General features: G+C 68.6%; 14 protein-coding genes and 1 tRNA gene. 8 read left to right on the top strand and 7 right to left on the bottom strand.

Annotation, left to right across the window (positions count from 1 at the left end; all coding sequences use genetic code 11):
- The first annotated feature begins 14 nt into the window (after positions 1–14).
- The gene (locus NA12_RS09265) at positions 15–1703 is read left to right on the top strand and encodes a methyltransferase (protein ID WP_207905651.1); all 1689 of its coding nucleotides are present in this window, start codon (positions 15–17) and stop codon (positions 1701–1703) included.
- A 74-nt stretch (positions 1704–1777) separates the two neighbouring features.
- On the opposite strand, the gene NA12_RS09260 is transcribed toward NA12_RS09265, so the two are convergent.
- Positions 1778–2203, bottom strand: a complete 426-nt coding sequence (locus NA12_RS09260) for a hypothetical protein (protein WP_067448354.1) — start codon at positions 2201–2203, stop codon at positions 1778–1780.
- A 203-nt stretch (positions 2204–2406) separates the two neighbouring features.
- Here NA12_RS09260 and NA12_RS09255 point away from each other — a divergent pair, with 203 nt between their 5' ends.
- The 3 genes from NA12_RS09255 to NA12_RS09245 all read left to right on the top strand — a co-directional run bounded on the left by NA12_RS09255 (position 2407) and on the right by NA12_RS09245 (position 4794).
- A complete protein-coding gene (locus tag NA12_RS09255; RefSeq protein WP_207905652.1) occupies positions 2407–3564 on the top strand; it encodes a serine hydrolase domain-containing protein in 1158 nt (385 codons plus the stop codon).
- A gap of 85 nt (positions 3565–3649) precedes the next feature.
- A complete protein-coding gene (locus NA12_RS09250) occupies positions 3650–4291 on the top strand; it encodes a type IV toxin-antitoxin system AbiEi family antitoxin domain-containing protein (RefSeq protein ID WP_067448350.1) in 642 nt (213 codons plus the stop codon).
- Between the two features lie 116 nt (positions 4292–4407).
- A complete protein-coding gene (locus tag NA12_RS09245; protein WP_307188342.1) occupies positions 4408–4794 on the top strand; it encodes a nucleotidyl transferase AbiEii/AbiGii toxin family protein in 387 nt (128 codons plus the stop codon).
- Between the two features lie 95 nt (positions 4795–4889).
- On the opposite strand, the gene NA12_RS09240 is transcribed toward NA12_RS09245, so the two are convergent.
- From NA12_RS09240 to NA12_RS09225, 4 genes are all read right to left on the bottom strand, one after another.
- Positions 4890–5495 (bottom strand): Uma2 family endonuclease, encoded by a 606-nt coding sequence (locus tag NA12_RS09240; RefSeq protein ID WP_067448348.1) that lies wholly within the window; start codon positions 5493–5495, stop codon positions 4890–4892.
- A gap of 139 nt (positions 5496–5634) precedes the next feature.
- A tRNA-Arg gene (locus NA12_RS09235) sits at positions 5635–5710 on the bottom strand.
- 72 nt (positions 5711–5782) lie between these two features.
- On the bottom strand, positions 5783–6565 hold the full coding sequence (locus tag NA12_RS09230) for a hypothetical protein (protein WP_067448444.1): 783 nt from the start codon (positions 6563–6565) through the stop codon (positions 5783–5785).
- Positions 6566–6659: 94 nt separating this feature from the next.
- Positions 6660–7802, bottom strand: coding sequence for an acyl-CoA dehydrogenase family protein (locus NA12_RS09225; RefSeq protein WP_067448347.1), 1143 nt, complete (start codon positions 7800–7802; stop codon positions 6660–6662).
- A gap of 281 nt (positions 7803–8083) precedes the next feature.
- On the opposite strand from NA12_RS09225, the gene NA12_RS09220 reads away from it, so the two are divergent.
- Complete coding sequence (locus NA12_RS09220; protein WP_067448346.1) at positions 8084–9718, top strand: long-chain fatty acid--CoA ligase; 1635 nt, start codon at positions 8084–8086, stop codon at positions 9716–9718.
- Positions 9719–9892: 174 nt separating this feature from the next.
- Here NA12_RS09220 and NA12_RS09215 read toward each other — a convergent pair whose 3' ends face one another.
- Together NA12_RS09215 and NA12_RS09210 are read right to left on the bottom strand one after the other, a co-directional pair.
- A complete protein-coding gene (locus NA12_RS09215; RefSeq protein WP_067448344.1) occupies positions 9893–10285 on the bottom strand; it encodes an SCO5389 family protein in 393 nt (130 codons plus the stop codon).
- Between the two features lie 73 nt (positions 10286–10358).
- Positions 10359–11405 (bottom strand): nitronate monooxygenase, encoded by a 1047-nt coding sequence (locus NA12_RS09210; RefSeq protein ID WP_084472555.1) that lies wholly within the window; start codon positions 11403–11405, stop codon positions 10359–10361.
- A gap of 269 nt (positions 11406–11674) precedes the next feature.
- Between NA12_RS09210 and NA12_RS09205 the strand changes: the two genes are divergently transcribed.
- The 3 genes from NA12_RS09205 (at position 11675) to NA12_RS09195 (ending at position 26164) form a co-directional block, all read left to right on the top strand.
- A complete protein-coding gene (locus NA12_RS09205; protein WP_243655039.1) occupies positions 11675–12544 on the top strand; it encodes a M23 family metallopeptidase in 870 nt (289 codons plus the stop codon).
- Positions 12545–12778: 234 nt separating this feature from the next.
- Positions 12779–20143 (top strand): non-ribosomal peptide synthetase, encoded by a 7365-nt coding sequence (locus NA12_RS09200; protein WP_067448342.1) that lies wholly within the window; start codon positions 12779–12781, stop codon positions 20141–20143.
- 90 nt (positions 20144–20233) lie between these two features.
- Complete coding sequence (locus tag NA12_RS09195; RefSeq protein WP_067448340.1) at positions 20234–26164, top strand: non-ribosomal peptide synthetase; 5931 nt, start codon at positions 20234–20236, stop codon at positions 26162–26164.
- Positions 26165–26301: the final 137 nt, after the last annotated feature.

Raw genomic sequence — 26301 nt, 5'->3', positions numbered from 1 at the left:
GGAAGGGAACAAGCGTGATTCGCTCAATGGCGGTACCGGATCGGATGATCGCCACCGATCTCGCCCGCATCGACGCGGCGGTGGATTTCGTGCGCGCACACGACACCGCCAGTGTGCTGGCCGCCGTGTTGCCCACGCTCACCGCCGGTGAGCGCGACGCGGTGGCGCAACGCTGCCAGTTCTCGCATACGGCGGCGCTGATCTTCCCCGGGGAGCTGGCCGAGCTCTCGGCGGCCTTGCGTGAGCGCGGTCTCGCCGCTGGAGCGGCGACGCCGAGCGTGGTGGTCCGGCACCGGCTCGCCCAGCGACATCGGCGGCCCGCGCATCGATTGGACGTGCGGATCGTGCGTGCTCCGGTGTGTAGCGCGGACGGAAAGCAGTGCGATATCGAACTTTTCGCAGTACTGCCGACCTCGGAGTCCGACATCGCCGAGCTCGCCGAGGCCGAGCGCGTCGTCGATCACGAGCAACATCTCGGCTTGGCCGTGACCACCGACGACGAGGTCGACATCGCTGGGCTGTGCGCCCTGTTGACCCAACGCGCCGAAATGTGCTGTGACGGAGGCGGTTACAACGGCCACGAGAATCTCACGGTGCTCTACTTCCGCACCGACGCACCGGGCTGCCCATATCGGCGGCTGGAGTTGCACCTCAAAGGTGAACACGCGCAAGTTCTTTCGGCACATTGGGAGGCGGCCGACGATCCGCGCACCGGCCTGCTGCGATTGCTGACCGGCGCGTGGGCCACCCAGGCGCTCGCGGCCACCGCTACCCTCGGCGTGGCTGACCGGCTCGCGGCGGCCCCCGGCGGTTCGGTCGCGCAGCTGGCGGCCGATGTCGGCGCCGACAGCGACAGCCTGCACCGGCTGCTGCGCTATCTCACCGACCTGGCGATCGTGCGCCCGAGCGGGGCGGGCTACGAGCTCACCGCGGGCGGCGCGTTGCTCGCGGCGAACACCGAACACTCGCTGCAGCCGCTAGCGCTGCTCTACGGCGGCGCGTTCTACCAGTCCTTCGCGCATCTCGACCACGCGGTGCGCACCGGACGGCCGGGCTTCGATCACCACTTCGGTAGTCACCACTTCGACTACTTCACCGCGGCTCCGCACCTCGCGGAGTTGTTCGACGCCGCGATGGCCGCGAGCGCCAATGTCTTCGAGCAGGTGGCCGACCTGATCGATCTCACCGGAGTGCGGACCGTGGTCGACGTGGCGGGCGGCAACGGCGCGCTGCTGGCTCGCGTGCTGGCCGCCGAACCACGGCTGCGCGGAGTGCTGTTCGAGCGTGCGTCGACCCTGGTGACCGCGCGCACCGCGCTGGAGCGGTCGGGTTGCCTGGACCGCTGCGATTTGGTGCCGGGCGATTTCACCCAGGCGGTCCCGGCGGGCGGCGACCGCTATCTGCTGTCGCGCGTCCTGCACGACTGGGACGACGACCGCTGTCTCCAGATCCTGGCCACCTGTGCCGCCGCCATGCCTCCGCACGGCCAGCTCTACGTGGTCGAACGGCTACTGCCCGAGGGCAATGCGCCCTCGCTGGCTCCGGCCTGGGACGTGCACATGCTCTGCAACGTGGGCGGCCGGGAACGCACCCTTGCGCACTATGTCGAGCTGTTCGCCACAGCCGACCTGGAACTGAGGGAAAGCTACACGCTGCCTATGGATTTCACACTGATGCAGGTGATACCCACGGCAGCCGGATAGGAGCGCGGCGACCTCTTCCAACGGCGTCGCCGAACTGGTCGACGACGTGATGCGCTGAGCGAGACCCAGCGACGCTAGGGGAGCGGCAAGCAGGAACTGCCGGTATTCAGACCACGCCCACCGACCTCGACCGTGATGTAGTCCGTCGAGGTGTATTGCCCCGGCTTGAACTGCTGGGCGACCAGGTTCTGACGACCGGTGTACTCGGGTATCCACTCGAAAGTCGCGGTGCCGTTCTCCGGGTGATACACGGCGACCCCGAGCTGCTTGCCGTTCCCCGGCACCGAACCGCCACTGATACCGATCGTCACCTCCCCGGCTTCGGAAACCGGTGCGTCGACCCCGACTGTGACGGTGTACGAGCAGCCGGTTCGCAGGCCATCGGCCGGCTGTTCCACGCTCACTCCGGTCACCGCCGCAGTCGCGTTCGGTGCGGTCAGCACGACAGGAACGGCGCCGAGCAGCACCGCGAGGCCGAAGCAGCGAATTCGAACATTCATGTGTCTTCCTTTTCGTGCGTAGTTCCACGTTCTCACGATCAGACCGGCTGCGGTGGGCCGATGGAAGTACCCGGAGCTCTGACACGATGGCCAGATCCCTGTGTTCGACTCGGGCGACCAACGCCGAGCCGGTACCGCGGGGTGAGTCGTCGCCCTACCTCAGCGGGATGTCGCGGGGTGTGTGGCATCGATAGGTTTCCGGTGTGCGAAAGGAAACGATGCGGTGCGCGATCGTGGCTGTGGTGCTCGCGCTGGCTTCGGCGGTCAGCGGATGTGAAGCCGAATCGGGCGTGGACACTCTGCAACGTGACGTCGATGCGATCGCGGCGCTGGGAACGATGGGAGTGCAGGCCAGGGTGGTCGGTGGCGGGGCGAATCGGACGGCGGTAGCAGGTCATTCGGATGCTGTTGCCCTCGACAGTGTTTCGGCCGACGGTTATTTCCGGATAGGAAGCCTGACCAAGACATTGGTCGCCACCGTGGTCCTGCAGTTGGTCGGCGAAGGTCGCCTCTCACTCGACGACACCGTTCAGCGATGGCTGCCGGATATGGTGCACGACAACGGTAATGACGGGTCGACGATCACCATCCGGCAACTCCTACAGCACACCAGCGGTATTCACGAAAGCCCGCCCGATATGGCGACCGCCGAGGACTACTACCGGCTTCGCTATCAGGTGCGCGATCCGCGCGAGACGGTGGCTGCCGCGATGCGGCACCCACCCGATTTCACACCGGGTACAGGCTGGGCGTACTCGAATGTCGGCTATGTCCTGCTCGGCCTGATCATCGAGCAGGTGGAAAACCGCCCCTGGCACGACGAGATCTCCGCACGGATCCTCGAACCCCTCGGACTGCGTGACACCCGCTGGCCCGGCAACGCCCCGACGCTGCCCGAACCGCACGCGAACGGCTACCAGCAATTCGAAGTCGACGGTCCACTGATCGACGTCACCGAACTGGTGGACATCGACGCTTCCGTCGGCTACCTCTCCACCACCGCCGACATCGGCACCTTCTACCGAAGTCTCCTCGGCGGAAAACTCCTCCGACCAGCAGAGCTGGCCCAGATGCGCACCACAGTGCCGGTCGACGGCGTCACCGAATCAGTCTGGCCCGCCGCGAGTTACGGCCTCGGCCTCTTCGCGGTACCGCTGTCCTGCGGCGGCACCTATTGGATGCACAACGGCGGCCAGACGGGATTCCTCACCAACGTCGGCGTGACCGATGACGGAACTCGAAGCGTCGTGGTCTCCCTGTCCGCGACCCTCGCTGTCGGCGAGGATGTCACGCGGAGCAAAGGATTCGCGCAACTGCGCACGGTCAACGAGCTGGTAGACCACGCACTCTGTGAGAAATAGCCCGACTCCGCCGTCTATGGAGTCCAGTAGTATGCATTTAGTTGGGTAATAGCCAACTAAATGCATACTCTTGCCGGGAGGTGTGATGGCTGAGCAGCGCAGCACCATGCTGCCAGGTGAACTCTGGCGGGCACCCCTTCGAACCCTTCGGCCGCAGGACTTGGCCGAGATTTACACGCAACCGCGCCCCGAAATCGCGCGGCTCGTCGATCGAGGCGTACTGCATCGCGTTGCTCACGGCTATTACGTGATCGTCGCGCCGGACCATGTCGGTCGGCCATGGCTGCCCGACTTGGAGGCCGTCGCAGCAGGTATCGCGACCGCGATTTATGGGCCGGATCAGGCCGTTGTCATGGGAATCAGCGCTGCTCGCGTACTGGGAGTCGTGCCGCGCGCGCTGGCGACCGCGATTGTCGCCGTTCCACGCCAGCATCGGCCGATCGCACTGACTGATCGCCCGGCGCGAGTCCGGTTTGTTCGCCGCGATACCGATGCGCTCGACGCCGAGCGCATCGAAACGCCCCTGGGTCCGGCGCTCGTCACGACGCCGGAGCAGACGGTGCTCGATCTGGCTCGGCGGCCGGAGTTGGGCAATGCTGAGGTGGAGGTTCAGCCGGCGATCGAGGCGCTCTACCGTCGCAGCGATCCGGTGCTACTCGCGCAACTCGCGACTGATCAACGACTGGGTGCGGCGCTTCGGCGCGCGGAGAGCTGGATAGGGGTATGAGAAGCGACGAACGCGACAGTGTCGCAGTTCAATTCGGCGTATCACCGGAGCAGGTGCAACGCGACCATCTGATCTCTCACCTCCGCTCGGCGTCCGGTGCCTCGGTCAAAATCTAGTTGCTGTCGGCACGCGGCAGACCGGTGTGGCCGACCGAACTCCGCGACCTCGAGCAGCGCTATACCGATGTGCCACCGGCCGAGCTTCTCGTGCCCACGCTGCCTGCTTTTGTCGCGGGGAAGACCGCGACATGGCATGACCGGCGCGCAGCACACGACCTATGGGACCTGTGGGCGCTGAACGGAATCGGCGCGATCGATGAGGCTGCGGGAGCGTTGTACCGCAGGTACGGCCCGACCAACCGGCTGCCCGCCCCGCAGTTGTTCGATCGAGCGCCGGACGAGGACGACTGGATCGCGCAACTGGCAGGCCAGACTCGATTGGTGGTCAGCGCCGAGACCGCGATGTCCACGGTGCGAGACGCGTGGGCACGTATTACGGAGTGACTTCGAGGCGATGCCTACGTTCTGACCTTTGCAAATGTGGCGCAGGCGAATCCGCGGTAGGAGCCGAACTGTGACCCACAGAATGGGTGAGTTGCTCAGTATTCGAGGTCGGCCCAGCTGAGTGTGAGAGGGAATGGGTGGTTCAGCTCTACTTCGGGATGGACAGTTGGCGACCACTCGCTGACCAGGGCGTATTGGCGTGGCCGCAGGGGTGTGACGCCCGCTGGTAGGTCGGTGGGTGTCGCCAGGACGTAGGTCAAGATGGTGTCGATGCGTCGGCCTTCTCGGTCGAGTAGCACCTCCCAGTACTCGCTTATCCCCGCTTCGGCGTAGCGCGCTTGTTTTGTCAGCATTTGACCGATGTGGTTGGACGGCGAGAGCACTTCGCCGACGATGACGACGTCCTCGGCGAAGATCGAGGTCCATGGTTCGTCGGGGCATTGGTAGACCATGAAATCCGGGGTCAGGAAGTCGTCTTTGGCACGGCTCAGGAAGACATTGGTTTCGGTGTCCACCTGCCAGCATTCGCCTGGGCGGGCCTTCATGCTGCTCCGCGCGGCGTTCTCCAGTGCGTTTCGCAAACGAGTGGCGAAACGTTGGTGCTCTGGTGGATCGGTACGAACCCAGACCGGATGTCCTTTGACCAATTCGATTCGTTCTGCCTGGTCAGGGGGTAGGGCGCTCAACTCGGCCCATGTCATACGCTCGGGCAATCGAGGGAAATCCGCTGACCGATTCGGCATCGTCATCCCTCTTCGCGCCGGGCGAACTGTGGTGCCCTCGGCAGGATTCGGGCGTGCGACCTGCGCTTTAGGTCATCGGGCTGAGCCTCGGATTGGTTGGTGCCCTCGGCAGGATTCGAACCTGCGACCTACCCTTTAGGAGAGGGTTGCTCTATCCCCTGAGCTACGAAGGCGTGGCCGATGTGGTCGGCCGAGCTGAGTATAGCGTGGGGGTGCGGGCTGTGGCATGGACCCGTTGGGTGGGGTCAGAAGCCGCCGAAATCGCCGCCGCCGGCGTCGAAACCTCCACCGCTGTCGAAGCCTCCGCCGGTGTCGTAACCCCCGCTGTCGCCGAAATCGCCGCCGGTGTCGAACCCGCCCTGGTCGGTGCCGGGATCGAGGGCCGCTTCGCCGGTGCCGTCTTCGAAGGACTGGGCGTCGTAGGCGACCCCGCTCATGCCGGCGAACATCGTCGTGAACAGCAGGACCGAGCCGGCACCCCAGGCTCCGGCGATCAGCGCGGGTTTCCACCACGGCTCGGAATACCAACCGGCGGGGACGGGGCGGCCTGCCACGCGACCGCCGGGGAAGTAGTTGGGGGTGGCGGCGGAGGGGGCGGGGGAGGCGGTGATCGCGCGGCCGTTGTGGGCGATGGTGCGTCGCTCGTCGACCTGGCCCGCGATGTCCTGGCCGTCGATGGCCGGGATCGGGGGGCCTGGGTCCATATCCATCGCGGTGCGGGCGGCGCGAATGTAGTAGAGGCCCTCGAGGGCGGACTGCTTGGCCAGCAGGGCTTGGGCGGGGGAGCCGGCGCGGTCGATCTGGCTGCCTGCGGCGTTGTACCGCTCGGACGCGTCGGCCAGGGCCTGACGTGCGGCTTCGTTGCTCGGGGTCAGCTGGTAGACCTGCCCGCCGAGTCGCTCGGTGCTCGCCCGCGCGTCGGCCCGCGCTTCCTCGAGCTCGCGCGCGTTGCGCTTGTTCTGTTCGGCGCGCAGGTACAGCAGCGCGCCGACGCACACGATCACGATCACGATCAACCACCACAGCATCGCGCGCCTCATTTCGTCGAGGTGTCGAGATGCCATTCAGTTTACTGATCAGTTGCCCAAACATGCCGATCGGTATTGATCAGCGCGTTGCCTGTTAGCTGTCGGCGAGGTGGCGGGCGATGACCAGGCGCTGGATCTGGTTCGTTCCCTCGAAGATCTGCATGACCTTCGCTTCGCGCATGTAGCGCTCTACGGGGAAGTCCTGGGTGTAGCCGAAGCCGCCGAAGACCTGGACCGCGTCGGTGGTCACCTTCATGGCGGCGTCGGTGGCGACCAGTTTGGCGACCGACGCCTGGCGTGAGTACGGCAGGCCGGCGTCGCGGCGGCGAGCGGCGTCGAGGTAGGTGGCGCGGGCGGTGTCGACTGCGGCGGCCATGTCGGCGAGGACGAAACCGAGGCCCTGGTGGTCGATGATTCTGCGGCCGAAGGCTTCTCGTTCCTTGGCGTAGGCGACCGCCTCGTCGAGCGCGCGCTGGGCGACGCCGGTGGCGACGGCGGCGATGCCGAGGCGGCCCGCGTCGAGCGCGCTGAACGCGATCGAAAGCCCTTGTCCCTCTTCGCCGATACGGCGTTCGGCGGGCAGGAACGCGGCGTCGTAGGCGGCGGTGGTGGTCGGGACGGCGCGCAGGCCCATCTTCTCCTCGGGCTTGCCGAAGCTCAGGCCCTCGGTGTCGGCGGGGACCAGGAAACAGGAGATGCCGCGCGAACCCTCGCCGGTGCGGGCGAACAGGGTGTAGAAGTCGGCGCGGCCGCCGTTGGTGATCCAGGCTTTGGTGCCGTTGAGGGTGTAGCCGCCGTCGACGGGGGTGGCGCGGCACCGCAGGGCCGCCGCGTCGGAACCGGCGTGTGCCTCGGAAAGGCTGTAGGCGCCGATGGTTTCGCCGGACAGCATGGTTTCGAGCCACTGCCGCTTCTGGTCGTCGGTGCCGTAGGTGAACAGCGGATGGCACGACAGGCCGTGCACGCTCACGGCGACGGCGATGGCGGCCCAGCGGCTCGCGATCTCCTCGAGCACCTGCAGATACACCTCGTAGGGCTGCTCGCCACCGCCGAATTCCTCTGGGTACGGCAGGCTGAGCAACCCGGCCGCGCCGAGCGCGGGGAACACGCCCTCGGGGAAGACGCCGGTCTTCTCGCTCTCGGCGACGCGCGGCTCCAGCACCTTGTCGGCGATATCGCGGGTCAGTTCGATCAGTTCGCGCGCCTCGTCGGTGGGCAGCATCCGGTCAACGGCCATGCTCGTCACAGTATCCGTCGTTCACATCACTGGCCATGGCGAGAGGGAACCCGCGAGCACGTCCGCGGACTGGTCGTCGACGCGATGCGCACTGTCGAACGCGCCGGCCCTCGGACCCATAGAGGTACCGATGGTCAGCCGGCGCGTTCGTGGTCGCCTGGTACTCGAGCATCAGCCGACCTGCGCGAATGTTGTCGGGGGAAACGATTGCGAGCCCCCTACCTTTCGGTAGCATCCGTTGTGACGTGGCTCATGCCATGGCAGGGACTGAAGGAGCACCGATGCTGAGCACCATGCAGGACGACCAGCTCTCGCTGGCCAAACTGCTCAACTATGCCGCAACTTTCCAGGGCGATTCGACCGTGTCCACATGGACCGGTGACGGTGTTCGCACCATGACCTACCGCGAGCTCGGCGCGGATTCGGCCCGGCTGGCCAACGCGCTGCGTGGTCTCGGCATCGAAGAGGGCGACCGCGTCGGCACCTTCATGTGGAACAACAACGAGCACATGGTCGCTTACATCGCGGTGCCCGCGATGGGTTCGGTGCTGCACGCGCTCAACATCCGGCTGTTTCCCGAGCAGCTGGTCTTCGTCGCCAACCACGCCGAGGACCAGGTCGTGCTCGTCGACGGCACGCTGGTGCCGCTGTTCGCGCAGTACCTGCCGAACCTGAAGACCGTGCGGCACGTGATCGTCGTCAACGGCGATCCCGCCACGCTCACCGCGCCCGAGGGCGTCACCGTGCACTCCTACCGCGAGCTGCTCGACGCCCAGTCCGCCGACTTCGACTTCCCCGTCGTCGACGAACGGTCCGCCGCCGCGATGTGTTACACCTCCGGCACCACCGGCGACCCGAAGGGCGTCGTCTACTCGCACCGCTCCAACTGGCTGCACGCGATGCAGGTGAATTCGCCCAACGGCATGGGTTTCCAGGGCTCGGACTACGTGCTGGCGATCGTGCCGCTGTTCCACGCCAACGCGTGGGGCTTGCCGTACGCGGCACTCATGTCGGGCGCCAACGTTTTGATGCCGGATCGGTTCCTGCAGCCGGGGCCGCTGCTGGAGATGATGGCCGCGCAGCAGCCGACCTTCGCCGCCGCGGTGCCCACCATCTGGGGTGGCGTGCTGGCCGCGCTGGCCGCCGCGCCGCAGGACATCTCGCACCTGCGCACCGCCGTGGTCGGTGGTTCGGCGGTGCCGCCCGCGATGATGCGCGCGTTCGAGGAGAAGCACGGCGTGCGCATCCTGCACGCGTGGGGCATGACCGAGACCTCCCCGCTGGGCAGCGTCGCGCACCCGCCCGCCGATGTCAGCGCCGACGATGCCTGGGACTACCGCTACACCCAGGGTCGTTTCCCGGCCAATGTCGAGGCCAGGCTGGTCGGCGACGACGGCAAGGTCGTCCCGAACGACGGTGAGTCGCTCGGCGAGCTCGAGGTCCGCGGCGCGTGGATCACCGGTTCCTACTACTCGCCTACCGGAGCGGAGATCGACCCGGACAAATTCGATGACGGCTGGCTGCGTACCGGCGATGTCGGCAAGATCAGCGCCAACGGCTACCTCACCCTGGTCGACCGCTCCAAGGACGTCATCAAGTCCGGCGGCGAGTGGATCTCCTCGGTGGATCTGGAGAACGCGGTGATGGGCCACCCGGCCGTCGCGGAGGCCGCGGTCATCGGCGTGCCCGACGAGAAGTGGGACGAGCGCCCGCTGGTGGCCATCGTGCTCACCGAGGGCAAAGCGGCCGAGGCAACCGAGCTGCGCGACTACCTGGCCGACAAGTTCGCCAAGTGGCAGCTGCCCGAGCGTTGGACCTTCATCGCCGAGGTGCCCAAGACCAGCGTCGGCAAGTTCGACAAGAAGCGCCTGCGCGCCCAGTACGCCGAGGGTGAACTCGACGTAGTCACGGTGTAGGACAGCAAAACGGCGGGCGTGGAAGCACTTCCACGCCCGCCGTTAGTTTTGCGTGCTGCATTTTCGCGGCCCGCCCGATTCTGGACTGACCAGAGGGTGCGACGAAGGAGTGCCCGCCGGGAGGGAAGAATCGGGGCCCGAAGGGCCGCGACCGCGGCGCCAGCCGCAAAAATATCAGCAGTTGCGCAGTTCGGGGCTCTGGTTCAGGAGTTGGGCGCGGGGGCTGATGTAGCGGGTGTAGGTTTCGCCGCCGACTGCCGACAGTGGGAAGGCGGCGACCCGATGGCAGTTCTGGAAGGCCAGCTTCACACCGAAGTGCCGTTCCAGGCCGCCGCGGATGGCGTCGGAGGCCAGCGCGCGCAGCAGCTGTCCGCGAGCCACCTCGTCCGGCGGCGGGATCCGGTTGTCGGCGTATTCGTCGGTGCCGTCGCGCAGGTCTTCGGCTACCCGGCTCACCACCTCCCAGGCGTAAGGCAGTGAGGTACGGACACATTCGACGAATTCGGCGTCGTCGATATCGCCCTGTTCGGCGCGTTCTAGTAATGCGGCGGGAACATCGAGGGACATGGCGCTCTCCTCCTGCTTGGGGGGGTGGTCGGCGGGATCCGATGCCAGGTCCGAGTGTAAACGAAATTCGTTGTCAATAACCCTGAATTCGTGACGAAAGTGCTTTTCGGAGTGCGCTTTTCGCGTCGACGGCCAGGTCGGCGACCAGTTCGCTCGCCGGTTGCCCGGTGCTCAGTGAATGCGCTTGCCCCGCCCACAGATTCACTTCGTCGATGTTGCCACTCGCGCGCGCCGCGGCTCGCAATGGCGCAGTGGCGTAATGGATTTCGGGATAGGCGGCCGGTGCGTCGGCGGTGTGTTCGACGAGGAAACCGTTGCGGATCCCACGGGCGCGACGACCGGTGAACGCCCGCGTAAGCATCGTCGGCTCCGGCGTGCCGATCGCGCCCCGATGCACGGCGTTGGTGCCCGCTTCCGGACAGCGCAGTAGCGCGGTGCCGATCTGCGCCGCCGACGCACCGGCGGCGAGCACCCCGGCCACGCCGGCGCCGGTGGCGATCCCGCCCGCCGCGACGAGCGGGCGGGAGGTGACGGCGGTGAGCAGCTGGATCAGCGTCAGTAGGCCGGGCGGGTCGATCGGATCGTCGGCGGGGTCATCGAGGAAGCTCCCGCGGTGCCCGCCCGCCTCGGCGCCCTGGGCGATCAGCACATCGGCGCCCGCCTCGACGGCGATCAGCGCCTCGGCGGGGGAGGTGACGGTGACCCACACCTCCGAGTCGACCGCGTGCAGCCGGTCCACCTCCACCGCGGTGGGGCAGCCGAAGGTCGTCGAGACCACCGCGACCGGATCGGCGACGAGCAGATCCAGCTTGTCGGCCCATCCGTCGGTGTCGTGCTCGGGGGTGCCGAGCGGGAATTCGGCGCCGAGGCGGGCGAGGTAGGTGGCGTAGACGGCCGGATCGGCCACCGCGCCCGGCGCGAACAGGTTCACGCCGAACGGCGCCGTGGTGGCGGCCCGTGTCGCCTCGATCTGCGCTGCCACCGCCTCGGTGCCGAGGTATCCGGCGGCGAGCTGGCCGAACCCGCCCGCGGCCGCGACGGCGGCCACCAACTCGGGTGTGGACGGCCCGCCCGCCATGGGCGCGGCGACGATGGGGACAGTCAGGGTCTCGATCACCATGGGTCGAGTCTGCTCGGTCAGGGGCGTGTTCAGGCCCGGTGACAGGGCGTGTGATGCGCCGAACACGGTGATCGTTACTGTGCGGCACGTCATCTACCTGCGATTTCGTGACAGATGGTTGCGGAATGGTCACGGCCGGGTAGAGTTCGCGTCACAACGGATGCCGAACCGTTACACATAAGTTCGGCACCGGAGAACGCCCAGGTGGTCTCCGAGCCGGTCGCAGACCGGTTTCGTTTTCCTTTGTTGTCGCACGCTAGGACGAGATCTTGTCGCAGCACCGTGTGGGTCCCGAATCCATCTCCGTGCAGGCTCTGCTTGCGCACGCGGCGGATGGCCGGAGCCCGAGCAGGAGCAGGCACCGCGCCGAGTCCTCGCGTACCGATCGGGTTCGGGTCGCCGCCAGCGCCGCTGTCGCCGCCGGCGCGTTGGTCGGCGTCACGGCCCAGATCGCCCCGGCCCTCGCCTTCGCCGCACCGCTGCTGCCGACCCACGACGACAGCGTCGAGGAATCGGTCGCGCCCCAGTCGGCGCGCCAGGATGTCGACCTCGTCGCCGCGCAGCAGGTCGCCGCGCACGTCGAGACCCCCGCGCCGGTGACCGCGGTCGCCGCGCCCATCGCCGCCCCGGTCGCCGCGCCCTTCGGCATCGGCAACCTGCCCCCCGAGATCTCCGGCCCGCTGTCGCAGGTCGAGGACATCCTCCAGGGCATCCAGCATCAGGTCGCGCCGCCGCAGGCCACCCGCCCGGTCGCGGGCCCGATCAGCTCCGGCTTCGGCTCGCGCTGGGGCGCCATGCACTACGGCATCGACTTCGCCGACTCGATCGGCGCCCCGATCAAGTCCGTGTCCAGCGGCACCGTCATCGAGGCGGGCCCGGCGTCCGGCTTCGGTCTGTGGGTGCGCGTGCTGCACGACGACGGCACCACCGGTGTCTACGGCCACGTCAACGAGATGCTGGTCAACGAAGGCCAGCGGGTCAACGCGGGCCAGGTCATCGCGACCGTCGGCAACCGCGGCCAGTCCACCGGCCCGCATCTGCACCTCGAGATCTGGGATCAGGGCGGCGCCAAGATGGACCCGATTCCCTACCTCGCCTCCAAGGGCGTGCCGCTGGAGTGGGGTCCTTCCGCGCACTGAGCGGGATGAACGCGGAGATTTCTCCGTAGTGCGAGTGACGGTGGTTCATATGAACCCCGTCACTTTGCTGTTGCTGGGGGCAACACGTACGTCGGCCGGGTCGATAGTCCTCTAGGCCCCGAGTCATGGGGGCACGCTGACTCGGCCGCTATGCGGTTGGTCTATATGATGGCTCGATCTGCATGGTGCGGGGCATCCGCATGTGCGGACGCGATGAGAGGTGAATGAACTCGAATGGAAACTGCCCGTCGTTCTGCCCGCGGTAATCGCCGTCGCCGGTCGAGCAGTCCGACATTCGGGCAGTTGCTGACGGGTGCCGTCGAGTCGGCCGCCGATCAGGTCGCGGTGCGGTTCAACCCGACGGGTGACCCGGCGGACCAGCGTCAGCTCACCTATTCCGAGTTCGATCAGCGGTCCTCGCGGCTGGCCCGCGCGCTCATCGCCCGTGGTATCGGCCCCGGCGACGTTGTCGCGATCGGCATCGCCCGGTCGATCGACTCCGTGCTCGCGGTGTGGGCGATCGCCAAGACCGGCGCCGCCTACGTGCCGGTCGACCCGAACTATCCGGCCGACCGCATCGCGCACATCGTGTCCGACTCCGGCGCGGTACTCGGGCTCACCACCACCGCGCATCGCGAGGTGCTCGGGACGGCGCTGACCTGGCTCGAGCTCGACGACGCCGAGACGGCCGCACAGATCGCGGCCGAGCCCGCGCACCCGATCTCCTACACCGACCGGATCCGCGCCCTCGACGAGCGGCACCCGGCCTACGTCATCTACACCTCGGGCTCCACCGGCAAGCCCAAGGGCGTCGTGGTGACCCACACCGGTCTGGCCGGTCTGGTCGCCGCCGAGCGCGCGCACTATCGGGTCGCCGCCGACTCGCGTGTGCTGCACGTCTGTTCGCCGAACTTCGACGTGTCGGTGCTCGAACTGCTGCTCACCTTCACCGCGGGCGCGACCCTGGTGATCGCGCCGCCCGGCGTGTTCGGTGGTTTCGAGCTCGCGGATCTGCTTCGCCGCGAACAGGTTTCGCACATGCTCATCACACCGGGCGCGCTGGAATCGGTCGATCCGGCGGACCTGGACGATCTGCGGGTCGTGGTGGTCGCCGGTGACAAGTTCGGTCCGGAACTGGTCGGCCGCTGGGCGGTCGGCGAGCGGGAGTTCTACAACGGCTACGGCCCCACCGAGGCCACCATCCTGGCCACCAGCACCGCGCCGATGGACCCGGCCGCGCTGGTGACGATCGGCGCCGCGATCGCCGGTGTCGGTGCGTTCGTGCTGGATTCGCGGCTGCGGCCCGTGCCCGCCGGCGTGATCGGCGAGCTGTATCTGTCGGGTCCCGCGCTGGCGCAGGGGTATCTGAACCGTCCCGCGCTCACTGCGGAACGGTTCGTGGCCAGCCCCTTCGGCGCCGAAGCCGGTGACGCGAACGCGCGTCTGTACCGCACCGGAGACCTGGTGCGGCGCAGCGAATCCGGTGACGGCGTCATCGAGTACATGGGGCGCTCCGACTTCCAGGTGAAGATCCGTGGCTTCCGGATCGAGCTCGGCGAGATCGACAACGCCCTCACCGCGCACCCCGACATCGACTTCGCGGCGACCCTCGGCAAAACCCTGCCCTCCGGTGCGACAGCACTGGTTTCGTATGTGCTGCCCCGCTCGGGCGCCACGGTGGAGGTGGCCGCGCTCGACGCGTTCCTCGCGGAGTCGTTGCCCGGCTACATGATTCCGGCCGCGATCATGGTGCTGGACCGGATTCCGCTGACGCCCGTCGGCAAGCTGGATCGAAAGGCGTTGCCGGAACCCGCGTTCGTGGTGCGCGAGTTCCGTGCGCCCGCCACCGCGGTGCAGCAGGTGGTGGCCGATGTCTTCGCCGAGTTGCTCACCGCCGGTGCGCCGGAACAGATCCGGGTCGGCGCCGACGACGACTTCTTCGAGCTCGGCGGCAACTCGCTGCTGGCCGCGCAGGCCGCTACGCGCATCGGTGCCGCGCTCGACACCAGGATCGCGGTACAGGTGCTGTTCGAGGCGAGCACGGTCGCCGGGGTGGCCGAGCGCGTCGAACAGCGCATCGGCTCCGGAACCGGGCTGAAACTGGTGGCGCAGCAGCGGCCCGATTCGATCCCGCTGTCGTTCGCCCAGCAGCGGATGTGGTTCCTCAACCAGTTCGACCCGGCCAGCGCCGTGAACAACATGCCGATCGCGGTGCGCCTGTCGGGTGCCCTCGATGTCGACGCGTTGCGTGTCGCGGTCACCGACCTGGTGGCCCGCCACGAGGTGCTGCGCACGATGTATCCGCCGGTCGACGGGGTCGGCACGCAGTTGGTGCTGCCGCTGTCGGACCCGCGCGCCGTGCCCACCCTCACGGTCGACGACGCCGGCGCGGACGCCGTCGCCGCCCTGGTCACCGAGACCGTGGGCGCGGGCTTCGATGTCACCGTCGCCCCGCCGCTGCGGCTGCGCCTGCTGCGCCTGAGCGCGACCGAACACGTGCTGGTGTGCGTGATGCACCACATCGCCGGAGACGGTGTGTCGATGGGACCGCTCACCCGCGATCTGATGACCGCCTACGTCGGGCGCAGTGCGGGCAACGCCCCGGGCTGGCCCGAATTGGCTGTCCAGTACGCCGATTTCACACTCTGGCAGCGCGCGGTGCTCGGGACCGAGGACGACCCGGAGTCGATCCTCGCCGCGCAGATCGACTTCTGGCGCACCCAGCTCGCCGGGGTGCCCGACCAGCTCGAGCTACCCACCGATCGACCGCGGCCCGCCACCGCCTCCTACCGTGGCGCGAGCCTGGACTTCCGTATTCCGGCCGAGGTACACGCCGGGCTTGATCAGCTTGCCCGCGAACACAATTCGACGCTGTTCATGGTGGTACACGCCGCGCTGGCGGCGCTGCTGGCCCGGCTGTCAGGCAGCACCGACATCGCGATCGGCACCCCCGTGGCGGGTCGCGGCGACGCCGCGCTCGACGATGTGATCGGCATGTTCGTCAACACGCTGGTGCTGCGCACCGAGGTCGACGCGGCAGGCAGCTTCGAAGAGTTGCTCGCCTCGACCCGTGCGGTCGACGTCGCGGCCTTCGGGCACACCGACGTGCCGTTCGAGCGATTGGTCGAGCTGCTCGACCCGGCGCGTTCGACCGCCCGGCATCCGCTGTTCCAGGTGATGCTCGCCTTCCAGAACATGGCACGCACGGAACTCGAGCTACCCGGTCTGACCGTCGCGGGCGTCGAGATGACCATTCCGTTCGCCAAGTTCGACCTGCAATGGGAGATGGTGGAGGACACCGATCGCCACGGCGCTCCGCACGGCATCGCGGTCGGGCTCACCTACGCCACCGACCTGTTCGACGCCGAGACCGTGGCCGGGTTCGCCGACCGGTTCCAGCGATTGCTGGCCGCGATCGTCGCCGCGCCCACCGCGCCGCTCGGTGCGATCGAGCTGCTGGATCCCGCCGAGCTGGACCGGATCCTGGTGCAGTGGAACGACACTCGCCACGAACTCGCCCCTGAACTGCTGCTCGACGGCTATCGGCGCGCCGTGGCCGAGCACCCCGACGCGGTGGCGCTCGCCTATGAGGGCGCGGAGCTGACCTATCGGGAGTTCGACGCGCGGGTCAACCGGCTCGCCCGGCTGCTGATCACCCACGGTGTCGGTCCCGAATCCCTGGTCGGGCTCGCGATTCGGCGCTCGCTCGACCTGGTGGTCGGCATGTACGCGATCGTGGCCGCGGGCGGGGCCTATGTGCCGATCGATCCGGATCATCCGGCCGATCGCATCGCGCACATTCTCGATACCGCCGCGCCCGCCGCGGTGTTGAGCACCATCGCGGATGCGATCGAGGTGCCGACGGGTGTGCCGGTGATCCTGGTGGATTCCGTTGCGCTCGAGCAGTTCTCGGACGCACCTGTCGAGTTGGCCCGGCCGGTTCGGCCCGAGAACCCGGCCTATGTCCTGTTCACCTCCGGTTCCACCGGGCGGCCGAAGGGCGTGGCGGTGTCGCACGCGGCGATCGTCAACCAGATGGCCTACATGGGCGCCGAGTACGGGATCGGCCCGTCGGATGTGTACCTGCAGAAGACGCCCGCCACGTTCGACGTGTCGCTGTGGGGCTATTTCCTGCCGTTGCGGACCGGCGCGAAGCTGGTCGTGTCGACCCACGACGGACATCGTGACCCGCGCTATCTCGCCGAGACGATCGCGGCGCAGGGTGTGACGCTCACCGACTTCGTGCCGTCGATGCTCTCGGTCTTCGCCGCGCACACCACCGCCGGTTCGCTGCCGAGCCTGCGGGCGGTGTTCGCCGCCGGTGAGGCGCTGCCCACCGAGACCGTGGCCGACGTTGCCCGCGTGTCCACCGCCCGGGTGCACAACCTGTACGGACCCACCGAGGCTGCCGTCACCGTGACGCGCTGGCCCGCGAGCGATGCCGATCGCGGTTCGGTGCCGATGGGTGTGCCGGAGTGGAATACCCGTGTCTACGTGCTGGATTCGCGCCTGCGCGCGGTGCCGGCCGGCGTGGTCGGCGAGCTGTACCTCGCCGGTGACCAGCTCGCGCGCGGCTATACCGCCCGTCCCGGTCTGACCGCGGATCGGTTCGTCGCCAATCCGTTCGAGCCCGGCGCGCGGATGTACCGCTCCGGTGACCTCGTCCGCTGGGGCAGATCTTCGGCTGAGCCCGCGCTGGAATACCTGGGCCGCACCGACTTCCAGGTGAAATTCCGTGGCCAGCGCATCGAGCTCGGTGAGATCGAGACCGCCCTGCTCGCGCAGGACACGATCAGCCAGGCGGTTGCCCTGGTGCTCGACACTGTGTCCGGCCAGCACCTGGTGGCGTATGTGGTGGCCCGACCGGGCGAGCAGCCCGACCCCACCGCGCTGCGGACGGCTGTCGCCGACTCGCTGCCCACCTACATGGTCCCGACCGTTGTGACGGTGCTGGACAGCTTCCCGCTGAACCCGAGCGGCAAGCTCGACCGCGCGGCACTGCCCGCCCCGGCGTTCACCGCGGGCGAGTTCCGCGCCCCCACGACCCCCGCCGAGGAGATCGTGGCCGGGGTCTTCGCCGAACTGCTCGGCATGGCCCGCGTCGGCGCCGAGGACGACTACTTCGCCCTCGGCGGCAACTCGCTGCTCGCCACCCGCGCGATCGCCCGCATCAACGAGGCGCTCGACGCCGACCTGGCCATTCGCGACCTGTTCGAGACGCCCACCGTATCGGCCCTGGCCGCGCGCATCGGTGGCGCGGGCGGTGTGGGCGCCCGCCCGCCGCTGGTCGCCGCGCAACGGCCACAACACATTCCGCTGTCGCTGGCGCAGCAGCGCATGTGGGTGGTGAATCAGGTCGACCCGACGTCGGGCTCCTACAACATCCCCTTCGCGATCCGGCTCACCGGCGAGCTCGACGTGGCCGCGCTCGAGGCGGCGGTCACCGATGTGCTCGACCGGCACGAGTCGCTGCGCACCTTCTTCCCCGTGGTCGACGAGGCAGACGGGTTCGACGGCGGCGAGTCCGGTTCCGGACAGGCCGATGGCGCGGGCGGCGTGGTGGCCGCTGGTTTGCCCGTTCAGCGGATTCTCTCCGTGGCCGAAGCGCTGCCCGGCGGGCTTCGGGTCGAGACGACATCCGATATCTCGACCCGTGCGGCCGAATTGGTCGGTGCGGGCTTCGATGTGACGCGCGAGGTTCCGCTGCGCGCGCGGTTGCTCACCGATGGGACTTCGGCCGACTGGCTGCTTGTTGTCGTGGTGCACCACATCTCGGCCGACGGCGCGTCCTTGGCGCCGCTGGCTCGCGATCTGATGACCGCCTACGTGGCCAGGACCGCGAACCAGAGCCCGGCGTGGACGCCGCTGGAAGTGCAGTACGCGGACTTCGCGCTGTGGCAGCGGGCGGTCGTCGGAGATGACGATCAGCCGCGATCCCTGGCCGGGGCGCAACTCGACTACTGGCGCGAGCAGTTGGCCGACGTGCCACCGCTGCTGGAGCTGCCGCAGGACCGCCCACGGCCGACGGCCCCGACCCTGCGCGGTGCCACCTCGGAGCTCCGCCTGCCCGCCGAGGTACACGCCGCGCTGAATCATCTTGCGCGCGAGCACAAGTCGTCGCTGTTCATGGTCGTGCACGCGGCACTGGCCGTGCTGCTCGGTCGGCTGTCCGCCACCAATGACATCGCCATCGGCACCGCTGTCGCCGGGCGCGGTGAGCGGGCGCTCGACGAACTGGTCGGGATGTTCGTCAACACCCTGACCCTGCGCACCACCCTCGATCCGGCCGGCTCCTTCGACGAGGCCGTCGATGTGGCGCGCGAGACCGACCTCGGCGCGTTCGCCCATGCCGACCTGCCGTTCGAGCGGGTCGCCGAGGTCGTCGCACCGGGTCGGGGCAGCGCGCAGAGCCCGCTGTTCCAGGTGGCGCTCACCTTCGGCAACAACGAGGCGGCCGCGCTGGAACTGCCCGGTCTCACCGTGAGCGCGCTGGACACCGCGGTCGCGGCGAAGTTCGACCTGCAGGTCGATGTCGAACCGCGCTTCACCGCCGCCGGTGAGCCCGATGAGCTGGTGACGCTGTTCAACTACGCCACCGACCTGTTCGACGAGGACACCGTGCGCGGCATCGGTGCCCGCTTCGCCCGCGTCCTCACCGCTGTCGCCGCCGATCCGCAGATCTGTATCGGCGATATCGACATCCTCGACGAGTCCGAGCGCGCCCGGCTGCTCGCCGGTGCGGCCGAGGCGCCCGCGCCGAGCGTCCCATCAGGCGGCACCACTCTCGCGCAGGCCTTCACCGCCGCCGCCGAGGACGACCCCGATGGCCCCGCGCTCGTCTGGGGCGACGACGCGCTGACCTACGAACAGCTCGACGCGCGCTCCGCGCGCCTGGCCCGGCTGCTGATCGGCCGTGGCTTCGGGCCGGGAGACGGTGTGGCCGTCGATCTCGCGCGTGGGGTCGACTGGGCCGTCGCGGTCTGGGCGATCCTCAAGGCAGGCGCGGCGGTGGTCCCGGTGACCGGTACCGAGTCGCCCGCAGAACCCGCGGCGAAGCTGACCATCACGGTCGGTGAACCCCGTGGCGTCGACTGGATCTCGCTCGACGACCCGGCGATCGAGACCGAACTGTCCACCCAGTCCGCTCGCCCGGTCACCTACGCCGACCGGACCCGGGCGTTGCGCGGCGGCGACCCGGCCTTCGTGGGCGCCGACGGCACCCGCAGCTACGACGAACTCGCGACGGCGGGTGCGCGGGTGCGCGCCGACGCCGACCTCACCTTCGAGGCCAGGACCTTCGGCCACAGCGCCGTGGACAGCTTCACGGCCCTCGTCGAGCCGGTGGCCGCCGGTGTGGCGGGCGCGTCGATGGTCTTGGCGCCGTGCGTCGAGAACGGGCACGCCGCCGTGGTGACGGGGACGCTGCTGGCACAGGAGTGGGTGACCCACCTGTTCGGCGATCGGGCCGGTATCGAGGCGCTCGATACCACCGGACTCGCCGACCTGCAGGCGATGATCGCCGCTGACGCCATGCCGGACAATCCGGGGTCGGCCGAGACGGTGCTCGTGCTGGGGGACTCGCGCGCCTCGGTGGCATGAGCCGAGTAGCCGTTCGGGGCAGGAGGGTATGTTCCTGTCGTTAGTTGTTGTGGGACAACGTTTTTCGGTGATGGGTGAGGTGGAACGGCTATGACACGAGCGGCGAGAACGCGACCGGTTCGTACCCGCCGCCCGCGCGTCACCGCGTTGGCGCAGCTGCTGGCGACTGCCGTGGAGACCAACCCCGACGGCCTCGCGGTGGTCCTCGCCGACGCCACCCGCACCCTCGGCAGCCTCACCTACGCCGAACTCGACGAGTGGTCGAACCGCATCGCCCGCTACCTGATCGGCCGCGGTATCGGCGCGGGCGACCTGGTCGCCATCGGAATCCCACGTTCGGTCGAATCGGTGCTCGCCGTCTGGGCTGTCGCCAAGACCGGTGCGGGCTTCGTTCCCGTCGACCCGAACTACCCGCCGGACCGGGTGGCGCACATGGTCACCGACTCCGGCGCGGTCTTCGGTCTGACCGTCGCAGCCGTCGCCGACGGACTTCCCGCGCAGGTGGAATGGCTCGAACTCGACGCGGTGCCGACCGAGCCCGATCATCTTTTCGACGATCTCTCCGGCGCGGCGATCACCGCGGGCGACCGGGTGCGTCCGGTACTGGCCGAGGATCTCGCCTACCTCATCTACACCTCCGGCTCCACCGGCCTGCCCAAGGGCGTCGCGGTGACCCACGCCGGACTCGCGGGGTTCAGCGCGGAACAGCGTCGGCACTACGGTGTGAAATCCACTTCGCGCACTCTGCATTTCGCTTCGCCCTCCTTCGACGCCTCGCTGCTCGAGTTGCTGCTGGCGATCGGCGCGGGCGCGACGATGGTGATCGTCGACCCGAGTGTGTACGGCGGCGACGATCTGGCCGGGTTGTTACGGCGGGAGCGGGTGAGTCACGCGTTCATCACTCCGGCCGCGCTGGCCTCGATCGACCCGGTCGGGCTCGACGACTTGCGGGTGGTGGCGGTCGGTGGCGAGGCGGTGTCACCGGATCTGCTGCGGCGCTGGGCGATTGCGCTCGCCGATGGCACCCTGCGGCAATTTCACAATGTGTACGGGCCCACCGAGACGACCATCGTCACCAACATCAGCGTGCCGCTGAAACCGGGTGACCGGATGACCATCGGCGCCCCGATCAGCGGGGTCGCCGAATACGTCCTCGACGACCGGCTCGGTCCCGTTCCACCCGGCGTCACCGGCGAGCTCTACATCACCGGCGCCCAGCTGACCCGCGGCTACCACGCCCGCCCCGATCTCACGGCCGCGCGCTATGTCGCGAATCCGTTCGACCCGGCCGGTTCTCGTCTCTATCGCACCGGTGACCTGGTTCGCTGGACCACCGACGGCGCGCTGGACTATTTGGGCCGCAACGACTTCCAGGTCAAGATCCGCGGTTTCCGCATCGAGCTCGGCGAGATCGACGCGGTGCTCTCGGCGCACGAGAGCCTCGACTTCGCCGCCACCATCGGACACGAACTCGACAGCGGCGCAATCATTCTGGTGTCCTACGTGCACGCCGCGCCGGGTGCGAGGGTCGACACCGCCGCGCTCACCGCCTCCGCCGAGCGCAGCCTGCCCGCGCACATGGTGCCCACCCTGCTGATGGAACTCGACGCCATCCCGCTCACTCCGGTGGGCAAGCTCGATCGCGCGGCGCTGCCCACGCCGATCCTCGAACACGCCGAATTCCGCGCTCCCGCAACCGCGGTCGAGCAGATCGTGGCGGGCACCTTCGCTGAGGTGCTGGGCCTCGGCGACGCCCAGCTCGGCCTCGACGACGACTTCTTCGCCCTCGGCGGCAATTCACTGATGGCCACCCAGGTCGCTGCCCGCCTCGGCGCGGCCCTGGACACCGAGTTCGCGGTCCGGCTGCTGTTCGAGGCGTCGACGGTGGAATCGCTGGCTCGGCGGCTCGCCGAATCCGCCGGTGTGGGTGCACGTCCCGCGCTGACGGCGGGGGAGCGGCCCGCGCGGATTCCGCTGTCGCTGGCCCAGCGGCGGATGTGGTTCCTCAATCAGTTCGACCCGGAATCGGTCGCCTACAACATCCCGATGGCGGTGCGGCTGCGCGGCGCCATCGACGTCGAGGCGCTGCGCGCCGCCGTCGCCGACCTCGTCGCCCGCCACGAAACCCTGCGCACGATCTATCCCGAGACCGATGACGGCCCGATCCAGCGGATCCTGGCCGAGACCGAGGCGACGCCCCGGCTCGAGGTGCGCGCCATCGCACCCGATCAACTCACCGCCGCGATGCGCGAGTTCGGTTCGTCCGGGTTCGATGTGCGCGCCCAGGTGCCGTTGCGGGTCGCGTTGTTCGAGCTCGACGCTGCTGTGCCGGTCGATGAGGCCGACACCGCCGACGAATCGGTGCTCGCCGTAGTCGTGCACCACATCGCCGGTGACGGCTCCTCGTTGGCCCCGCTGACCAGGGATCTGATGCTCGCCTACGCGGCGCGTTCGGCGGGCGGCCCGCCGGAGTGGGCGCCATTGGCCGTGCAGTACGCCGATTACGCGCTGTGGCAGCGGGACTTGCTCGGCAGTGAGGCCGATCCCGACTCGCTGGCCTCGGCCCAGCTCGCCTATTGGCGTGCGGCGCTGGCCGGGTTGCCCGACCAGCTCGACCTACCCACCGACCGGCCGCGTCCCGCCGTGCAGTCCTTCGCCGGCGGTCGCGTCCCGATCGAGATCGACGCCGAAACCCACCGTGCCCTACTGGCTCTGGCGCGCAACCAGGGTGCCACGCTGTTCATGGTTGTGCACACCGCCCTCGCGGTGACCCTGGCGAGACTGGCGGGTACCGACGATCTAGCGGTCGGTACGCCCATCGCGGGCCGTGGCGAGGCCGCGCTCGACGACCTGATCGGGATGTTCGTCAACACACTGGTCTTTCGCACCACCCTCACCCCCGGCGAGTCGTTCACCGAACTCCTCGCCCGCCAACGCGATACCGACCTACAGGTGTTCGCGAACGCGGATCTGCCGTTCGAGCGCCTGGTCGAGGCGATCAATCCCGCCCGCTCCACCGCCCGCCATCCGCTGTTCCAGGTCGGGCTGTCCTTCCAGAATCTCAGCCGCACCGGTCTCGAACTCGGGGAGACCGCGGTCGAGGGTGTGGACGTCGATCTGGCGGTGTCCCAGTTCGACCTGCACGCCATCGTGGCCGATGCCTACGACAGCGACGGTGTCGCGCAGGGGATCAGCGGTGTCTTCACCTATGCCACCGATCTTTTCGACAGGTCGACCGCGCGGACCTACGCGGATCGTTTCGCGCGAGTGCTCACCGCGATCGCCACCGCGCCCGATCGTCCTGTCGACGAACTCGAACTACTCTCCGACGGCGAGCGCGCGCGAATCCTGCACGACTGGAACGCGACCGACCATCCCCGCCGGTCCGCCACGCTCGCCTCCCTGTTCGACGATGCCGCGTCCGCGCACCCCATCGGCGTCGCGCTCGTCGACGCCGATGGGGCCGAACTCACCTACCGAGATTTCGCCTTCCGCGTCAATCAGCTTGCGCGATACCTGATTACGCAGGGTGTCGGTGTGGAGGACCGCGTGGCACTGGCGATTCGGCGCTCGGTCGATCTGGTGGTCGCCATGTACGCGGTCACCCAGACCGGCGCCGCCTATGTTCCGCTGGACCCGGACCAGCCCGCCGACCGCCTCGCGCATATCCTCGAAACCGCTTCGCCTGTCTGTGTATTGACCACCACGCATGCTGGATTCGCGCCCGGTGCGATGACGGTGATCGCTATCGACAGCCTCGACCTCTCGGCGGTGTCGCCCGCTCGCCTCGAGCCGCGCGAGCGCGTCGGGACGCTTCGCCCGGCGAACACGGCCTACCTCATCTTCACCTCCGGCTCGACCGGAAAGCCGAAGGGCGTTGCGGTCTCGCACGGCGCGATCGTCAACCAATTGCTGTGGAAGAAGGCTGCTTTCGGCCTCGGCCCGGACGACTCGGTGCTGTTGAAGACCGCCGCCACCTTCGACCTGTCGGTCTGGGAATTCTTCTCGGCCGCGATGTGTGGTGGCCGCCTGGTGATCACCACCCCCGACGGCCATCGCGACCCCGCCTCCCTGCTCCGCGTACTCGCCGCGCAGTCGGTGACGACCCTGCACGTGGTGCCCTCGATGCTCGACGCGCTGCTCACCGAATCCGCCGGTGTCCTCCCGCGTTCGCTGCGCCGCGTGCTCGCCATCGGCGAGGCCCTGCCCGCCGCGACGGCCCAGCGTTTTCTCGCGACGAACTCGGCGGCACTGCACAACCTCTACGGTCCCACCGAGGCCGCGGTCGCCATCACCGATCACCGCGTCGGCACCGCCGATCGCACCACCGTCGCGATCGGTCGACCGGTTCACAACAGTCGCGTTTACGTCCTCGACGCGCGTCTGCGCCCGGTCCCGGTCGGCGTCGCGGGGGAGCTGTACCTGGCGGGCGCGCAACTGGCCCGCGGGTACCACGCCCGTCCCGACCTCACCGCCGACCGGTTCGTCGCCGATCCCTTCGGCACGTCAGCCGACGCGGGGTCGGGCACGACGCGGGGCGGAGCCGACCCCGCGACCACCGGGGGCCGAGCACCCGGCGGCGCTCGTATGTATCGCACCGGTGATCTCGTCGCCTGGACCGCCGACGGCGAGCTCGAGTACCGCGGACGCACCGATTTCCAGGTCAAGATCCGGGGGTTCCGGATCGAACTCGGCGAGATCGAAGCCGCCCTGCTCGCGGCGCCGCGGATCGCCAAGGCCGCCGTCATCGCCGCGACCGATTCGCGGCTCGGTGACCGGCTGGTCGCCTATGTCGTCCCCGCGCCCGGCGCGACGCTCACCGCCGGGCAGGTCAAAGCCGAGGTGGCGCAGGTGCTCCCCTCGTACATGGTGCCGTCGGCCTTCGTCGTGCTCGACCGCCTCCCGCTGAACGCGAACGGCAAGCTCGACCGGGCCGCACTCCCGGAGCCGGTGCTCGAACCCCGCCGCTACCGCGCGCCCGCGACCGAGCACGAGATCGCGGTGGCCGCCGCCTTCACCGAGGTGCTCGGCGCGCACGAGCCCGGCCTCGACGACGACTTCTTCGCCCTCGGCGGCAACTCGCTGCTGGCCACCCGCGTCGTGCACCAGCTGCGCGAACACACCGGCGCGGAACTCACCGTCGCGGCGTTCTTCGCCGACCCGACCGTCGCCGGTCTCGCCGCCGTGATCAGCGAAGGCCCGGCCGCGGCCGAGCTCGCAGCCGCACTCGCGGTCGTGCTCCCGATCGCTCGCCGAGGTACCCGCCCGCCGCTGATCTGTGTGCACCCGGTCTCCGGCCTGGCATGGGCTTACGCGAGCCTGGTGCCGCATCTGCCCGACGATCAGCCCGTGGTCGGCATCCAGTCGCCCGCGCTGAGCGATCCGGGATTCCGGCCCGCCTCAGCCGCCGAACTCGTCGACCGCTACGTGGCCGAGATCCGCGGCGTCCAGCCACACGGCCCCTACCAGCTGCTCGGATGGTCCCTCGGTGGTGTGCTGGCGCAGGCTGTCGCGACTCGATTGCAGGCCGAGGGCGAGACCGTGGCGTCGTTGACGATGCTCGACAGCCTCCCCGGTGCGGCGCTCGCCGATTTCGACACCGAATTGCGGCACGTGCTCACTGAACTCGGCATACCCGAGCAGCGACTGCCCGACAGACTGATCGAACTCGGTGACGAGGCACTCGAATCGCTGCACACAACACTCGCCGGCGACACGCCGATCTCGCGCGCGCAGTTCGTCGGCATGTACCGGGGCGCGCTGCACTCGGTGACGCTTCTCACCGAGCTCGAACACGGCCGGTACGAAGGTGATCTGACCTATTTCACCGCTCTGCGGACCCCCGAAAAGCTGGGGGACGGAGCCTCGCGATGGCGCCCGTTCGTCAGCGGGATCATTGCTGATCACCCGGTCGAAGCCGCCCACCAGGAGATGCTCTCCACTGTGGCGGTAGCCACGTTCGGTCCGGCAATCGCGCAGGTCGTCGCGGGTATAACCGGATCGGCCGGTACGCGCCCGTAACGGACCCTGCGGGTATTACGATTCCGTTACGATAGAGTAGGTGTGTCGTGGCGCACACCTCGGCGACGGTCGGCAGCGGCTATGCACGTGTGGCTATGCTGTGTCCGACTCGGCCGCCGGACGCGAGAGGTGTATTG

Origin of the sequence: Nocardia alba NBRC 108234, from assembly GCF_001612665.1 — a bacterium.
Lineage (GTDB): Bacteria > Actinomycetota > Actinomycetes > Mycobacteriales > Mycobacteriaceae > Nocardia > Nocardia alba.
This window is presented reverse-complemented; position numbering and strand designations above follow the sequence as displayed.

Coding starts and splice junctions, on each gene's coding strand:
- NA12_RS09260 (WP_067448354.1), bottom strand. CDS start 2,203: ATGAATGTTCGAATTCGCTGCTTCGGCCTCGCGGTGCTGCTCGGCGCC.
- NA12_RS09250 (WP_067448350.1), top strand. CDS start 3,650: ATGGCTGAGCAGCGCAGCACCATGCTGCCAGGTGAACTCTGGCGGGCA.
- NA12_RS09240 (WP_067448348.1), bottom strand. CDS start 5,495: ATGACATGGGCCGAGTTGAGCGCCCTACCCCCTGACCAGGCAGAACGA.
- NA12_RS09230 (WP_067448444.1), bottom strand. CDS start 6,565: ATGCTGTGGTGGTTGATCGTGATCGTGATCGTGTGCGTCGGCGCGCTG.
- NA12_RS09225 (WP_067448347.1), bottom strand. CDS start 7,802: ATGGCCGTTGACCGGATGCTGCCCACCGACGAGGCGCGCGAACTGATC.
- NA12_RS09220 (WP_067448346.1), top strand. CDS start 8,084: ATGCTGAGCACCATGCAGGACGACCAGCTCTCGCTGGCCAAACTGCTC.
- NA12_RS09215 (WP_067448344.1), bottom strand. CDS start 10,285: ATGTCCCTCGATGTTCCCGCCGCATTACTAGAACGCGCCGAACAGGGC.
- NA12_RS09210 (WP_084472555.1), bottom strand. CDS start 11,405: ATGGTGATCGAGACCCTGACTGTCCCCATCGTCGCCGCGCCCATGGCG.
- NA12_RS09200 (WP_067448342.1), top strand. CDS start 12,779: ATGGAAACTGCCCGTCGTTCTGCCCGCGGTAATCGCCGTCGCCGGTCG.
- NA12_RS09195 (WP_067448340.1), top strand. CDS start 20,234: ATGACACGAGCGGCGAGAACGCGACCGGTTCGTACCCGCCGCCCGCGC.